10 protein-coding genes are annotated in these 15,460 nt (G+C 66.5%); 4 read left to right on the forward strand and 6 right to left on the reverse strand.

Annotation, left to right across the window (positions count from 1 at the left end; all coding sequences use genetic code 11):
* The first annotated feature begins 82 nt into the window (after positions 1-82).
* Entirely contained in the window at positions 83-4,459 is a 4,377-nt protein-coding gene (locus tag AB0F17_RS44445; RefSeq protein ID WP_358036133.1) for a polymorphic toxin-type HINT domain-containing protein, read from the forward strand.
* Positions 4,460-4,472: 13 nt separating this feature from the next.
* On the forward strand, positions 4,473-4,856 hold the full coding sequence (locus AB0F17_RS44450; RefSeq protein WP_358036135.1) for a hypothetical protein: 384 nt from the start codon (positions 4,473-4,475) through the stop codon (positions 4,854-4,856).
* A 484-nt stretch (positions 4,857-5,340) separates the two neighbouring features.
* On the opposite strand, the gene AB0F17_RS44455 is transcribed toward AB0F17_RS44450, so the two are convergent.
* Both AB0F17_RS44455 and AB0F17_RS44460 read right to left on the reverse strand, forming a co-directional pair.
* The gene (locus AB0F17_RS44455; protein ID WP_358036137.1) at positions 5,341-5,649 is read right to left on the reverse strand and encodes a DUF397 domain-containing protein; all 309 of its coding nucleotides are present in this window, start codon (positions 5,647-5,649) and stop codon (positions 5,341-5,343) included.
* On the reverse strand, positions 5,585-6,466 hold the full coding sequence (locus AB0F17_RS44460) for a helix-turn-helix transcriptional regulator (protein ID WP_358036139.1): 882 nt from the start codon (positions 6,464-6,466) through the stop codon (positions 5,585-5,587). The genes AB0F17_RS44455 and AB0F17_RS44460 overlap by 65 nt, the downstream gene beginning before the upstream one ends.
* Positions 6,467-7,160: 694 nt before the next feature.
* Here AB0F17_RS44460 and AB0F17_RS44465 point away from each other — a divergent pair.
* Positions 7,161-7,595: an ATP-binding protein gene (locus AB0F17_RS44465; RefSeq protein WP_358036141.1), complete on the forward strand. Its 435-nt coding sequence runs from the start codon at positions 7,161-7,163 to the stop codon at positions 7,593-7,595.
* A gap of 532 nt (positions 7,596-8,127) precedes the next feature.
* Here AB0F17_RS44465 and AB0F17_RS44470 read toward each other — a convergent pair.
* Together AB0F17_RS44470 and AB0F17_RS44475 are read right to left on the reverse strand one after the other, a co-directional pair.
* A complete protein-coding gene (locus AB0F17_RS44470; protein WP_358036143.1) occupies positions 8,128-9,552 on the reverse strand; it encodes a hypothetical protein in 1,425 nt (474 codons plus the stop codon).
* A gap of 234 nt (positions 9,553-9,786) precedes the next feature.
* Positions 9,787-12,435: a M14 family zinc carboxypeptidase gene (locus AB0F17_RS44475; RefSeq protein WP_358036145.1), complete on the reverse strand. Its 2,649-nt coding sequence runs from the start codon at positions 12,433-12,435 to the stop codon at positions 9,787-9,789.
* A 121-nt stretch (positions 12,436-12,556) separates the two neighbouring features.
* Between AB0F17_RS44475 and npdG the strand changes: the two genes are divergently transcribed.
* Entirely contained in the window at positions 12,557-13,207 is a 651-nt protein-coding gene (gene npdG, locus AB0F17_RS44480; RefSeq protein ID WP_358036147.1) for an NADPH-dependent F420 reductase, read from the forward strand.
* A gap of 19 nt (positions 13,208-13,226) precedes the next feature.
* On the opposite strand, the gene AB0F17_RS44485 is transcribed toward npdG, so the two are convergent.
* Entirely contained in the window at positions 13,227-13,913 is a 687-nt protein-coding gene (locus AB0F17_RS44485; protein WP_358036149.1) for an alpha/beta hydrolase, read from the reverse strand.
* 62 nt (positions 13,914-13,975) lie between these two features.
* Positions 13,976-15,409, reverse strand: coding sequence for a PLP-dependent aminotransferase family protein (locus AB0F17_RS44490; protein WP_358036151.1), 1,434 nt, complete (start codon positions 15,407-15,409; stop codon positions 13,976-13,978).
* Positions 15,410-15,460 lie beyond the last annotated feature (51 nt).

The raw sequence follows: 15,460 nt of genomic DNA on the forward strand, positions 1-15,460 counted from the left end.
CGCCCACGTCCTCCTCCAGGGGAGAACCGTGAAGCGCCAGGGGAATTACCTGATCGGAAACCCCTCACAGCAGGGGAATTCCGTGATCGTCGACATCTGGGCCAAGCCGGTCCAGTTCGCCGAGCCCGGCAAGGCGCCGCCCGCCTCGGACTGGCGTGGTTACAGCCAGGTCCGCACCATCGACGGCTCCGGCACCGACCCGGCCGGCTACACCGTCACCACCCGCAACTTCCTTCGTGGCACCGGCGGGACCGTCACCGACTTCGTCGGCGGCACCGTCGTGGACAAGCCGATCCTGCAGGGCAACGTGCTGCAGGAGCAGTCGTGGAAGATGACCGCGCTCAGTCCCCGCGCGTACACCGAGGTCGACTCGACCCGGTGGGAGTACACGATCCAGACCACCGGCAACGGGCCCGGCACCATGGATCCCGCACTGGTGTTACAGACCCGTGAGCGAGCGCGGGAGAAGATAACGGGCGGAACCTGGCGCTACACCGACTCCAAGACGGCCTACAACGCCGACGGTCTGCCGAACAAGGTCAACGACTACGGCCAGGACGGCGTCACCACCGACAACACGTGCACCAGCACCAGCTACGCCCGCAACGCCGACACTGGTCAGTGGCTGGTCAACTTCCCCTCCGTCGTGGAGGAACGGTCTGGGGACGACTGTACGGCGGGCGCGCTGATCGGTAAGTCGATCAGCCTGTACGACCTGGGCACCGACCCGGCGACTAACAAGCCCAGCGACGGCAACGTCACCGAGGTCCGCTCCTACGCCAACGCGTCCACCATCTCCACTGCCAAGGCCACTTTCGACGAATACGGTCGGCAGCTGACCAGCGTGGACCCGCTGGGTAAGACCACCTCGACCACCTACACCCCGCCCGTTGGCTGGCCCAGCACCGGCATCACCACCACCAACCCGCTCGGCCACACTGTCACCGCCCGGCTCTCGCACCGCCTGGGCGATGCGGTCTCGGTCACCGACGCCAACTCCAAGACCACCGAGATCGACTATGACGCGCTCGGCCGTACCACCGCCTTGTGGAAGCCGGGCCAGCCGCGCAGTGGCGGCACCCCGAGTGCGACGGTGGCCTATGACATCGCTTGGGACGGCTGGTTAGGGCAGCCGACCGCGCCGATCAAGACGACCGTCAAGCAGCTGCTGACCGGGACGAAGTACACCAGTGCCATCAGCTACGAGGACGGTTTGGGGCGGGCTCGCGAGGCGCAGACCGCCTCGCCGTCCGGCGGCCGGATCGTCACCGCCACCACCTACGACGCGCGCGGTCTGACTGCGGCGGTCTCCGAGCCGGTGTACAACACCGGCCAGCCGGGCAGTGGGCTGCTCAACCCTGCGCTGACCAGCTTGCCGCAGTGGACCAAGAGCGTTTACGACGATCAGGAACGTCCGGTAGCCACGATCGCCTACCACTTGGATGCCGAGCTGCGCCGGACCAGCACTGCTTACCCCGGCCTGGACCGTACCGAGGTGACACCCCCGGTCGGCGGCAAGACCGCCACTGTCACCGACGTCTTCGACCGTGCTGTCAAGGTTGAGGAGTGGGCCGACGCCAGCACCCACCAGGACAGCAGCTACGGCTACGACCTGAACAACAACCTCACCTCGATGACGGACGCGAACGGCAATGTCCGCACCTTCACCTTCGACTGGCTGGGCCGCCGCACCGCCTCCACCGACCCCGACGCGGGCACCTCCAGCTACGGCTACGACGTGGCCGGCAGGCTGACCTTCAGTATCAACGGTAAGAACCAGAAGGTCTCCAACAGTTACGACGACCTTGGCCGACGCACCATTCAGTGGGCTGGGGAGGTGCCCACCGGCACCAAGCTTGCCGAGTGGAGCTACGACACTGTCGCCAAGGGTCAGCCTGGCGCCGCCACCCGCTACTCGGGTGGACAGCCCTACACGCAGAGCGTCACGTCGTATGACAGTGACTACCGACCTACCGCCACCAAGCTCACCATCCCGGCCAATGAAGGCAACCTTGGCCGCGACTACGCCTTCACCTCTGCCTATGACGCCGCCGGGAATCTACGCGAGCAGGGACTGCCCGAGGCTGGTGGCTTGGGTGCGGAGAAGCTCACCTTCGCCTACACCGACCTTGGCTTCGCCCAGGGCCTGAACTCCGACCTGGCCGGTGGTTTCACCTACGTCAAGGACACGACGTTCACCCCCACCGGCAAACTCGCCACCCGCTCGCTCGGCGCGAACGGCCAGATCAAACGCGCCCTCGAACGCGACACCGTCACCGACTGGCTCTCCCGCGTCTCCACGCAGGCCAAGGCTGACACCACCACGCCCGACACCATCCAGGACGACCGCTACAGCTACAACGTCGGCGGCAACATCACCCGGGTCCTGGACACCGCCTCGGCCATCCCTGGCACCACCGACGGCCAGTCCGAATGCTTCACCTACGACGGCCTGCTCCGGTTGAAGACGGCCTACACCACCACCGCGAGTTCGTGCACCGGCACCGGCGACGCCAAGGGCATCGACCCCTACAGCCAGGCCTACGCCTACGACAAGGTCGGCAACATCACCAGCCTGACCGACAACGGCCAGACCGCTACCTACACCTACCCTGCCCCTGGTTCCACCGCCGTCCGTCCCAACGCCGTCACTGCCATCACCCGCTCCACCGGTACTGACACCTACGCCTACGACGCGGCCGGTCAGTTATCGGCGCGCACCGTCGGCGGCAAGCAGGGCACCTTCGACTTCGACCAACTCGGTCAGCTTGCACAGGCCACCATCGACGGCAAGCAAACCTCGATGGTCTACGACGCCTCCGGCCAGCGGCTGATCCGCCGCGACTCCGACGGCAGCACCACCCTCTACCTCGGCCCGATGGAGCTGCGCCTGTCCGACGGTCTGGTCGCCGGCAAGCGCTACTACAGCGCCAGCGACGGATCACAGATCTCCATGCGCGACGCCAGCGGCGTGACCTGGCTGCTCGCCGGCCAGCACGGCAGCACACAACTGGCCATCAACAACACCACCGGCACCGTCAGCCGCGAACGCTACACACCCTTCGGTAAGCGCCGCGGCACCGACGACCTGCCCTTCACCGACCGCGGCTTCCTAGGCAAGATCGAAGACGCCTCTACCGACCTCACCTACCTCGGCGCCCGCTACTACGACCCCGCCATCGCCAAATTCATCTCCACCGACCCCGAACTCGACCTCCGCACCCCCGAATGGGCCAACCCCTACAGCTACGCCGCCAACAACCCCATCACCCAATCCGACCCCGACGGGCGCCGCGTCGACGCCGGAGGCGGCACCGACCCCGACGCAAGCCGCAAGGCCAACGCCAACTTCGCCAAGACGCATAAGACCAGCGGCCAAAAGAAGAAGAAATGGGAGATCAAGCTCGAAAAAAAGGAAAAGAAGAGACTCGCTAAACAAGCCACCCAGAATGGGCGGAATAAGGCTCGTGATGCGCTAGCGGCTGACAAGATTCGACAGCATCGCGAAGACGACGCAATGCGCGCGCAGAGCTGCAAGCTTCGCCGCTGCGATGAGGGACGCGTCGAGGAAAACGATGACGCGGTCAACATATTGGGGGTAATCGGTGGCATGGGGGGTGTCGTAAAGGGCATAGGGACAGCCGTCGTTCGTGGCCTAGTTCGTGCTGGAACTAAAACTGCAGTCAAGGACGTTGAGGCTGCCGTAGGCACCACCACGGCTAAGGCACTCCAAAAGTGCCTTAACAGCTTCGCGCCTGGCACTTACGTCCTCATGGCTGACGGCGTACGGAAGAAAATTGAAGAAATCAGGGTCGGCGATAAGGTAACCGCTACAGACCCGATATCCGGTAAGACCTCCGAAAAAATGGTGGTTGCGCTTCACCGGAACCGCGACACATACATGGCGGATATAACGGTTCGTACCGTAGATGGCCGTGAGAGCGTTATCCATACCACGCAGGAACACCCTTTCTGGGATGCCGCGCGTCGCACATGGGTGAGCGCAGCTGCGCTGGCCGTCGGAGACGTCCTCCGTGGAACGGATCGAAGCCCGTCCTTCGTAGTCAAGACGCGAGATTTCATCGGCTCGCGGGACATGTACAACGTGACTGTCGACGCTGTCCACACGTATTATGTGATGGCTGGAGACACTCCGATCCTGGTCCACAACGCCGGCTGTTGGTCGAAACGTTACGAGAAGGCTCGTGATCTCTTTGGGAAGTACAGGGAAGGACAGTCGACTCGTGATCCATCATCGCAGTGGTATCACGAGGAGCTTGACAAAGACGAACTTCTGCGCGCGATCAACAATGCCGCGGAGGGAGACGGAATTGCCGTTTCACGTAACGGACAGATTCTTGGAGGTCATCACCGTTGGGACGAACTCCGTACAAGGATCAACGACGGACGCATCGACCCTGATACGCTAATCCGTATCGATGTCTACGGCGGGGAGTAGTACTCTGATGCCTATGATTCGTTCGAATGATCCCGACTTCCGCGTATGTCAAATCAGTTTTGCAATGCTGGTCGAGATCCAGTTGGAGGCGGAAGATCGAGGCTGGGCGACTCGGTGGACATCGGTGGATGCGCTCCGCAGCCAGGTCAAGGAAGAAGTGATCTTCCTGCAGTCGCTGATGCGAGAGGAGCGAGGAGGGGTGGTGCGGGCCTACCGATGCCTCCTGCTGTTCTCCACAGCGGATGACAGGGATGCCGGCGGGATTGCTACGATCGATCTTGGTCCGGCGAGGTTTGAATCGCTGGAGCGACTCGACCGAGACCCGGACGTTCGGAAGGCGCTTGCCCGGATGTTCTCTCTTGCCACGGGCGGGATTTCGATGGTCTCGAAAAAGTAATGGGCTGTGCTGAGCCGGATGCTACAACAGGTTGAATTCGTTGGGTTTGCCGGGGTGTCGAGGCAGAGTTCAATCTGGGACAGGCAGTCGGTGAGCAGATGGGGCCGGTACTGGATTTTCTTCAGCTAACGTCGGGGTCCTTGGTGTGCGGGAACTTCAGCATGCTGAACGCGCCGTACAGGGCTGCATGAGCCCCCCGCAGCAAAGGGGAGCACCTGGATTGTTACGTTGGTCCGCCTGGCGTTATCAGCAACGCTTCCAGTTGTCCGTGCATCACTCGGCGGCCGCTGATCGAGGCCCATTCTCCAGCATCACAATGACCGCTCCCGGCTATCAGCGACGCCGCCACGTTTCCGCTTTCGGCTCGCATCACTCTTGACACGCCCAAATCCGAAGTGGCCCCCCTTTTTATGCCCAGAAACGGCATACCAGCTGCGCAAGTGGCGCTCGTGGAGGAATTGCATCGGAAGGCGATCAGTCGAAATCATCGGGCGGATCCTGACTCAGACGGGGGTAAGTCGAATTCACCCTCTTTCGCTCCATCGATGAAGGCTTCCCATTCTGCCCGTGTGAAGACCAGCTTTGGTCCGTGGAGGACCTTGGAGTGCCTGACTGCAAATACGCAGTCGCCAGCCACTTCTCCGGTGGGGATAACTGCGATTTCAACGCAGTTTGCTTGGCCGTTGCTGTGGCTGCTCTTGCGCCATGTCGCCGCCGAAAGGTCATCGCTAGGCATAGCTTCCTGCCGCTTGGGAGATAAGTGTTCTTGATGCGCTGGCGTCGAGGGCGGCATTCCGTATATTCTCGAATGCCGTGCTGTAGCGCTCGACCTCGTTTGGCTTGTCCAGGTACAGGGCGCCGGTGAAGCCATCGGCATAGACGGTGGGCGGTTCAGCGGCCCTCCCCTGGCTATCGACAGGGAAGCGCAAGATGACAAAGGGCCCTGACATGGTGCCGTGGTGCAGTCCGGACTCGAACGCCGCAACCTTGAGGGTCACGTTGGGCAGATCGCCGATCTCCAGCAGTCGGTTAAGCTGCTGCGCTATCACCTGATTGCCGCCGACTGGGCGGCGGAGTACGGCCTCGTTCAGCACAACGTTAAGCTCTGGAGCGCTGGTCGCTCTTGTCAGCAAGGACTGTCGTGCGATGCGTAGGCGTACTCGACGCGCAATCTCTTCTTCGGGCACTCCTGGATTGTCTGTTTCGATCAATACGCGAGCGTAGTCGGCCGTCTGAAACAGCCCCGGAACCAGCTCCGACTCATACCAAGACAGGGAGGATGCTGCCTCTTCCAGGCCTATGTACAGGTCAAAGCCGTCGGGGATCACATCGCCGTAGGCGTGCCACCATCCACGTGCTTTGGTCTCCTTGGCGAGGCCCTTCAGTGCTTGAGTGAGATCATCGGGCGCGTTGTAGACCTTGCACATCGCTTCGACGTCAAGGCTGCGCAGCGAAGTCTGCCCAGTCTCGATGCGCCATATCTTCGCTTCCGACCATTCCAGGCTCAACGCCGCTGCCCTGACCGTCAGGCGCGAGCCGTTACGCAGGTCACGCAGGTAGCGGCCGAGCTGGCGACGCGGCACCGTGGAGCCCGTCAACGCTTCAGGCATAGCCCTCCTTCCCTCGTTATGGAGTATTGCATACACCCGCTTTGAAAGCATCCGGATGTTTACCGTGCAATCCGACATTTCGCTCTGCACTATTGCTTATTGACCCTTCAAAATGAAGTCTTGCATTCCGATGACTCGAAATGCTTGACTGGGCGCAGGCTGAGCGGTGGCGGCGCTGGTCGAAAGCGACTATATGCAGCTCTATGGGCCGATTGAAGGGGAGATATTAGATATGCCCTCTTTTGGCCGCGGAAGGCGACGATATGCGCACCGCGTGCGGATGGCGTGGCACCTGTGCTTTATGGGCGTGGGCGTGCCGATGAACCACTCACGTACTAATCGCCGAACGAACGCCAGCCCTGATGTGCAAAGGGAGTGTCGAGGTTGGTTTGATGTGATTGTCCAAAATGCCTAAAACGTCGCCTGCGTTGGAAGCGGTGAAGTGCCTCCGGTTCGCCCTGCACGACGCTTATGGGACCGCAGGTCCTGCGCATTGGGGCTACGGGCTGGCGCTTCTCTACACCTGGTCGGGCTGGGTCTGGTCCGACGGTACGCAGTTTTGGTGGCGTACAGGCTGGGACTTCAGAAGGCGCCCAGTTTATGCCTTTCATTCGGCATCGGATCCGGTTCGGGCTGCGCGACGGGTGGCGTTCTCGTTCGCACCACAGCACGCCGGACAGCGAGGGGAGGGGACATGAGCACCACGTTTCTCGCGGAGATCGTGTTGCCGGGGGTGGGGCGTTCGGTGTCGGTGGCTCGCCGGTGTGTGGGTGAGGTGCTGACGGTCGCTGGTCACGAGGACGTGAACGATGTCCGGCTGGTGGTCAGTGAGTTGGTGACGAATGCCGTGGCGCACACCGCTTCCGGAGAGCCCGGCGGGTTCGTCACGGTGGAGATCTCCTCCCTGGATGCCGTGACGGCCTACCTCGAGGTGATCGACGACGGATCGGCGGGGACTGTTCCCGAGGCGCGTAACGCCGACGTCAGCGAGTGTCGCGGCCGTGGGCTGTGGCTGGTCGAAACGTACGCGGCCCAGTGGGGCGTGCGCGATGAGGGCTACCGGCGGCGGGTGGTGTGGGTGGAGATGTCCACACAGAACGGCATGTCCGCCTCAGCGGCAAGGGCGTGAGGGCACGAAATGAGGTGCACCGGAGTGTCCTGGACGGTTGATCAAGCGTGGTCTCCTCCGCACTGCATCAGTTCGCACGCGTCCCCGGCACGGTCGCATGCCGAACGGCTGATGTGGAACGCCCCACGTGACAACGGCTGTGATGCGCGGGTCATCGCGTGGACGTGCGAGTGCAGCAGCCCGTTCTATGAACTATGTCAGGCGGGCGGGCAGCGGTTCATCCGACGTACCCGAAACGGGCCGGACAAGCGGATCGTCGACGAGAGCGATCGATGGCCTGCCAAGCAGGGGGATGCGCAGTGGAGCGCCTTGCTGCTCGGTCAACTCCGCTGAGGAGACGAGGCGGGGAGTCGGCCGGGTTGGTGAGTCGATCCAAACAGTGCTCCTGGGTCACTTGCGTGGGGTGTGGCGGCCAGTCGGCAACCAGACGCCGGGCCCTGGTTAGGAGCCCCTCCGGAGCCCATCGAGCGCCAAAACGATCGCCCAATACTGACCGTGGCGGGCGCCGACCGGCGCCCGCCACGCAGTGGGATCAGCGGTGCCAGAGGACGGCTGAGGTGGTGGTGCTGTTGAGGGTGACGTCGCCGTTCCAGGTCAGGAACGACTGCTGGGGGAGGTAGTTCTGGCCTAGGAGGAAGCCGCGCTTGATCGCGGTGACGTGCACGGTTGCGCCGGTGTCGGTGCCGACCACGACGCGGTGGGCGGTCACCTCGGCGATGTCGTCAGCCGTCGTGCCTGCGGGCAGTTCGACCGTGGTCGCCGCCGGGTCGTCGCGCTGAATGGACCAGGTCGGATCCACATGGTTTGACAGATAGACGGTGTCGCCGCTGACCAGGCGTACGCCGAGCGAGACCCCGACCCAGGACGAGCCCGCGTTGGCCGGCTGCGTGGTCTTCTTGATCACCGCGTACAGGTAGTTGCGCTGGTCGCTCACCTCAGGCGTAGTCGGCGTGGTGGCTGAGGGGGCCTCGATCTTGCCCTCGCGGAGCATCTCCTTGGCCATGATCTCGTACGTCCACGGGTTGGCGTCCATGAGGTACTCGCGGGCCTCGCCGGCCGGGAGCGTCGGCAGGTACGACAGGAAGAACCGCATGGGGTCGTCCACGGTGTCGCACATGTTGTTGTTCGAGGTGCAGGTCTGCAGGAGGGCGTGGTCGTTCTCGTACCGGCCGGTGAAGTGCAGGGTCTGGTGGTCGGGGGCCTGGTAGGTGTCGCTGCCCTCGACGCGGTCGCCGTTCGCGTCGACTTCGACGCTGTAGATCCACTCGATGTCGGTGGTGCGGCCCCAGCGGGCCATCAGCGCGGGTGTGTTCGTGCCGCCGTCCTCGTTGCTCCAGATCACCGAGTATGTGAGCTTCGTGTGGCCGGGGGTGGCGGCCGGTGCCGGGTCGTGCCAGGCGATGAGCGGGGTGTCGGTGGTCGCGTTCTGGTACGGGCTCCCGAGGGCGGCAATGTTGCGGCCATAGACGACGGGCGCGTACCGAAGCACCAGGTTGTCGGGTGTTCCCTTCGCGTACATCGAGACCTTCAGCGTGTCCACCGCGACGGATTTGCTCGCTGCGGCGGAGCGCTCGACGGCGAAGTGCAGACGGAGCTGATGTACCCCTGCGGTGAGGCGGCCCAGTGCGAGCTGCCGGTGAAGGCGCTGGCTGCCGGAGACTACGAGGTCGGTGACATATCGGTTGTCGACTGAGATGGACACGACCGCCGATTCGGCGCCCGCCGACGCCCAGTCCGTGCCTGGCGCGGACGCGTTCAGGTCGATGAGTGCCTCGCCGGACTTCCGTACGACGATGGGCACCCGCGGGTCCGGGTGGTCACGGCGGACCTCGATGGGCCGCGTGTGGGGGGTGTCGGCCGGCTTGGCCTGTGCCGTGGCTGGGGTGGCCAAGCCAGCCAAGCCGGTCAGGCTGGTCAGGATGGCTGCCGTCGCGGTTAACAGTGGGACAACTCGCATCAGGGGGATTCCTCCGCTGCATGGACTGCGTCGCGGGCGGGATGAATCGCGCCCGCGAGCAGGTCCGATCAGATGCCAGATCTAATGATCGAAACTAACTGGCCGGACAACTCCGGGAAAGCGGTCGTTGAAGAACGGGACAAACTAGGAGGCCCCGGTCACGTGCGAGCCCACAGATCGCTGTGGGCTCGCTTCGTGTGGCGATCTGAACTTTGTGTGGCGATCTGAAGGGGATCAGGGTGTGGTGACGGCCGCGCCCGTGACGGACGCCGACCAGTACAGCGCCCTGGCCACCTGCGGGAACAGGCCCTTGGGGTGGTTGCGGAACATCGGCTCGGTGCCGAACAGCACCACGGCCGCGCCCCGCTCGTCACGGCCGCTGACCACGGCCGCCTGGCCCTTGGCCGCTTCCTGACCGCCGGTCCCGTTGGGGTTGGGGCGCCAGTGGCCGGAGACCAGCGGTCCCTCGGTCGCGTACGCCTGCTCGACCGTGACCTCGGGGCCGAGCCCGGTGAACCAGCGCGGCGAGTACACGAACGAGTAGCCGGGCGAGCCGCTGCCCACCGGACCGGTTGAGGAGACCACGCGAGCCACGCCGTTGGCGTCACCGCGACCGGCGACGGACGTGGCGGTGAGCAGTCCGGCGGCGGTGTTGAAGGCGGCGCCGGTGCTGCCACGGGTGACCACGCCGCCCGAGGCGAGGAACGTGTCGAGCGCCGCCTTGGCCGTCGGGTTGAGCGCCGTGTAGCTCAGCCCGCTGGAGACGAAGAGCACGTCGGTCCCGCTCCAGTCGAAGCCGCTGTTGAGGGTGGCCGTGGAGATCGGGGTGACGGGGAAGCCCAGCTCGCGCAGCGTGAACAGCTCGTCCGCCGAGGTGGCCGCCGCGATCCGCACCTGGGACAGCGGCGTACCCGTGGCGGTGCCTGCCAGGGTGCCGGTTGGGGTTCCCGACGGTGCGCCGACTGGGGTTCCCGCCGGAGCGCCTGCCGCTATGCCCCTTGGGGTGCCTGCCGCGGTGCCTGCTGGGGTGAACGCCACGCCGTATCGGTCGGACACCGTGTGTGCGGCCTGTCGCGCGGTGGCCGGGATGATCGCGGTGCCATCGTTCGCCCAGGTCACCGCGACGCCCTGGGCCAGCAGTGCGTTCAGCGCCATGACCTCCTTGGCGTCGATCACCTTCAGTGCGAGCGGGCCATGGCCCTTCGGGACCGAGCCCGTCGGGGCGGCGGCCTTGACGGGCTCCGCCTGCGCCTGGAGGGAGGTGACGCCGTCCACGGTGGCACCCCAGAGCAGGGCGTGGCTCCAGCCGGAGATGTCGTACATGGCATCCACCCTGGGGGAGATGTCGGTGCCCGCCTCCAGCATCACGTTGGCAAGGCCGCGCTTGGGCTGGCGCATGTCGACGACGTACGAGCCCGCCAGGTACGTCCTGCCGTTCGCCCTGAACGAGCGCTTGGCCTGCCCCACCTCGACGTCGTTCGCGATGAGGTGGTCCACCAGCCGGGCCGCGGCCGTCGCGGAACGCTGCCCGCCGCCCGCCGGGATCACGTACGCCCGGGGGAAGGTGGTGTTGTAGACGTCCTCGGAGCCGAAGCCGGGCACGATGCCGAGCGGCACGGTCCTGGACGGCTCACCGGCGGCGCCCCGGCGGAAGACCTCGATCTGGTCGGCGATGAGCTGGTCGTGCCTGGCCCGCACGAAGCCGTACGTCGCCCGGATCGCGGCGGCGGCGATGGCGGTGTTGATGCCGGAGCGGCGGCGCAGCTCGTCGACGGGCAGGTTGATGTAGTCGGAGCCGTTGACGCGCAGTGGGATCTCGACGGTGTGCGCGGCGACCGCGCCGTGGAACGGCGCGTACTGTGGGGCGAAGATCGGCGGCCAGTCGTCCCAGCCCTCGTCGGAGTCGCGGAACGGGATCTGCGGCGGGTACACGCCGTCGGCCTCGGGCGTGTGCCCCAGGGCCTTGATGGCGGCCTCCATGCCGAGCCCGTTGGCGTAGGTGTTCCTGATGAACAGGTCGTACTCGTAGTTGGCTCCATGCGGCGGTGTGGTGGGCTCGATGAGCGTGCCGTTGACGTAGCCGTGCAGGTCGATCATGGTGACCGGCTGGGTGTCGATCATCACCTGGCGCATCGCGCGTACCTCGGACTGCGAGGCGGTGACGAAGTCGCGGTTGAGGTCGAAGCCCGCGCCGTTGACGCGCACCCCGTTGACGCGGCCGTCGGGGTTGGCGGTGACGTTGAAGTACAGCCGCGTGCGGCTGAGCAGGTCCGCGACCTCGGGATCCGTGCTGGTAGCGAGCTCCTCGATCACCCGTAGCGCGGCGTCGGTGCCCTCCCACTCGTTGCCGTGGATGTTGTTGTTGACGAACAGCGGCGCCTTGTACTTCCTGGGCAGCCCCCGATCCCGGGCGGCCGCTGCCGGGTCATGCTGGATGCGGTCACGGAGCCTGCTCTGCTCGCGCGCCTCCTCGCGGCTCTCCGGCGCGGTGACGGTGACGAGGTAGAGGTCGCGGCCCTGGTACGAGCGGCCGATGATCTCCGCGCTCACCCGCTTGCTGCGTCTCTGCAGGTCGTTCAGTCTGGGCGCGATGCCGTGGTACGGCACGAGGCCGAGCTTGATGGAGGCGTCGGCGGGGTTCTCGCCGGGGATCGGGAGCTGGTTCTGGCGGGGATAGCCGCGATCTCGCTCGTGGGAGTAGCCGTACGGTTCCTCTGTAGGGGCGCGGAGCGTCTCGGCGGACACGCCTGCCGCCTCCTCGTTCCGCTCGGGACCGTTGCCGAAGTCCCGTACGGCCGGTGGGGGCGGCTCGACGGCGTGGGCCGTCGCGGCCGTGGGAGTGAGGAGAACGGCGATGCTCAGGAGGGCGATGGATAAACGCAAGGAAGACCTCCCTGGTACGGAAGTGATCTCGCCGGATCCGTACCACGAAGCGCGTCCGCGCACCAGCCCGCGGCAAGCCCCCGGCGTTCTCAGCAGTGAAACGGGCTGATAGGAATGCGGGATGACTGTGAACGGTGTTTCGATCGGGATTCTGGGCGGGACCGGAGACCAGGGGAAGGGGCTGGCGCGGCGGTTCGCGCTGGCCGGGCACCCGGTGCTGATCGGTTCGCGGAGCGCGGGGCGTGCTCAGGAGGCGGCCGAGTCGATCGGCTCCGGTGCACGGGGGGCCGAGAACGCGGTGGTCGCCACCGAGGCCGATCTGGTGATCGTCGCGGTGCCGTACGACGGGCACAAGGCGTTGCTGGAGTCGCTGCGTACCGAGCTGGCCGGCAAGATCGTGGTCGACTGCGTCAATCCGCTGGGGTTCGACAAGCAGGGCGCCTACGCGCTGCCCGTCGAGGAGGGGAGCGCCGCCCAGCAGGCCGCGGCGGTGCTGCCGGACAGCCGGGTGGTGGCGGCGTTCCACCACGTGTCGGCCGTGGTGCTGATGGATCCGGCGGTGGACAAGGTCGATCTGGACGTTCTGGTGCTCGGTGACGACCGCGAGGCCACCGATACGGTGCAGGCGCTCGCGGCGGTCATTCCCGGGGTGCGCGGTGTCTACGGCGGCCGGCTGCGCAACGCCTTCCAGGTCGAGGCGCTGACGGCGAACCTGATCTCCATCAACCGCCGCTACAAGGCCCACGCCGGAGTACGCGTCACCGACGTCTGACCGCCCTGGGCGCAGCGGTTCACGACTTCCGGGAGAGCTTCAGCAGCGCGTCGGTCACCCCCTCGGGATCGACGACCTGCTGAAGGTGCTCGCCGGGGGTCCGCATCACCGGCCAGCCCCGTCCACGCGCCTCCTCGGCCACCTTGTCGTAGGGCGGGCCGTACCAGAGGCAGGCGCACCTGACCTCGTCCCACCCGGCGGGGACGGGAATGGGCTCGGTGTAGTAGCCGAGCGGCAGGCGCGGCTGCTCCTCGACCACCACGGTGCGGACCCGCGGGTCGGGCAGCATGGCGGCCACGTCGTCGTCGCTCCACCAGTCGGTCCAGCGCGGCAGCACGCCGTCCGCGTCCGCCAGATCACGCAGAAACGGCAGGAACGCCTCCTGCGCCGCCCGCACCAGCCCGTCCCGGGGCGGCAGATGCGCGTCGGCGAACACGCACGACACCACCCGATGGCCCAGCCCTTCCTTGATCACCGGCACGAAGAGCCCCGCGTTGCTGTGCGGGACCAGCACGATCGGCGTCTCGGGCGCGGCCGCGCGCACCGCCTCCACCACCCGCGGCCAGTACGGCGAGCCGCGCCGCGCCACCTCGGTCAGGTCGGGCACCACGGCGGCGTATCCCCGGCGCTCCAGAGCTCGCGCCACCGGCGCCCAGGTCGAAGGCCCCACTGACGGGCTGTGCACGAGCACGAACGTCACGTTCATAAGTCCACTCTCCCGCAGGGGCTGCCCGGCCACCCCGTTGTCAGCTATGGGCGGAGGCGGAATCAGACGATCAGTGTGTGGCGGGCGGCGGGCTCGCGGACGCCGTCATAGGAGCGCCAGGCCCGCGCCAGGGCGGCGACCGCCTGGGACAGCTCCTCCTCGGGGAACAGGAAGTGCAACCGCATGTACTCGGCGTGCCCGCCGAGCGGGTCGAACGAGCGCCCCGGCGGCACCGCGACCCCGTGCCTGAGCGCCACCTGGGCGAACGAGTCGGCCTCGCCGCGCGGCAGCCGTACCCAGATCGTCTGGCCGCCGAGGGCGGGCTCGAACTCCCACGAGGGCAGGTGCTCGCGCAGCTCGGCGCAGAGGTGGTCGTGACGCGCCCGCAGCGTCCGTACGCGCGCCCGCCTGATCTCGTCGAGCCGCCCGAGCAGCGTGGTGGCGGCGAGCTGCCCGAGAACCTCACCCCCCAGATCGTGTACGGCCCGCAGCCGGGCCAGCCGCGACACCAGCGGCGCGGCCGCCCGGATCCAGCCCACTCGCAGCCCACCCCAGACCAGCTTGCTCAGCGAGGCGATCGTGATCACCTGCTCGACGGAGCGGTAGGCGGCCAGCGGCGGCGGGGTCACGCCCGAGAAGCAGAGCTCGGCGCAGACCTCGTCGTCGATCACCGGCACGTCGTGCTCGGCGGCGAGCTCGGCCAGGCGCCTCCGGTCGGCCGATTCCATGATCGAACCGCTCGGGTTGCTGGCGGTCGGCACGGCGTACACGAGGGCCGGCCGTTCGCGCATCGCCTCGGCCGGAACCGGGTCCAGCGCCACCGGCCGGACGGCCGCGGCGGCGTGCCGGAACACCTCCAGCGCGCCCGGGTACGTCGGCGACCCGGTCAGCACGGTGTCGCCCGGCGACACCAGCAGCCCGGCCAGCAGCGTCAGCGCCTGCTGCGCGCCGTTCGTCACCAGGATCTCCCCGGCGGTGGTGGGCACCCCGCGTCCGCGGTAGTAGGCGGCGACGGCCTCGCGCAGGACGGGGCTCCCGGCCGGCTGGTAGCCCAGGTCGCGCAGGCCGACGAGGCGGCCGGCCGCCTCCTGGTACGCCTCGACCAGCTCGTACGGCGGGATGTCGGGGGCGGCGCAGGTCAGCAGTTGTACGCCGTCCGGGGGATAGAGGATGTGCATGAGCAGCGGGTTCGTGACGACGCTGTCCGTGGAACGGGTGGAAGGCAGGTCGCAGTGCGCGACGCGGGTGCCGCTGCCCTGGCGGCGCACCACCCGGCCCTCCTGCTGGAGCAGGTCGTAGGCGGCGACCACGGTGCCCCGGCCGACCGCCAGCCGCCCGGCCAGCACCCGGTCGGGCGGCAACTGCTCGCCGGGCGGCAGCACGCCGTCGTCGATGAGCGCCCGCAGACGGCCGGTGAGCAGCAGGTAGAGGGGCCCGCGCCCGGACGCCCAGCGGCCCAGCAGATCGACGAGATCATCGAGATTGGCCCCATTCATGGACCAATTCTCCACCATTGGATCTGACAACGAGCCACATTGCGGTACATC

Origin of the sequence: Nonomuraea sp. NPDC026600, assembly GCF_040638335.1 — a bacterium.
Lineage (GTDB): Bacteria > Actinomycetota > Actinomycetes > Streptosporangiales > Streptosporangiaceae > Nonomuraea.

What these genes read in the sequence shown, in the direction of transcription:
- AB0F17_RS44450 (WP_358036135.1), top strand. Translation starts at nt 4,473, where the DNA reads ATGATTCGTTCGAATGATCCCGACTTCCGCGTATGTCAAATCAGTTTT.
- AB0F17_RS44455 (WP_358036137.1), bottom strand. Translation starts at nt 5,649, where the DNA reads ATGCCGCCCTCGACGCCAGCGCATCAAGAACACTTATCTCCCAAGCGG.
- AB0F17_RS44460 (WP_358036139.1), bottom strand. Translation starts at nt 6,466, where the DNA reads ATGCCTGAAGCGTTGACGGGCTCCACGGTGCCGCGTCGCCAGCTCGGC.
- AB0F17_RS44465 (WP_358036141.1), top strand. Translation starts at nt 7,161, where the DNA reads ATGAGCACCACGTTTCTCGCGGAGATCGTGTTGCCGGGGGTGGGGCGT.
- AB0F17_RS44470 (WP_358036143.1), bottom strand. Translation starts at nt 9,552, where the DNA reads ATGCGAGTTGTCCCACTGTTAACCGCGACGGCAGCCATCCTGACCAGC.
- npdG (WP_358036147.1), top strand. Translation starts at nt 12,557, where the DNA reads ATGACTGTGAACGGTGTTTCGATCGGGATTCTGGGCGGGACCGGAGAC.
- AB0F17_RS44485 (WP_358036149.1), bottom strand. Translation starts at nt 13,913, where the DNA reads ATGAACGTGACGTTCGTGCTCGTGCACAGCCCGTCAGTGGGGCCTTCG.
- AB0F17_RS44490 (WP_358036151.1), bottom strand. Translation starts at nt 15,409, where the DNA reads ATGAATGGGGCCAATCTCGATGATCTCGTCGATCTGCTGGGCCGCTGG.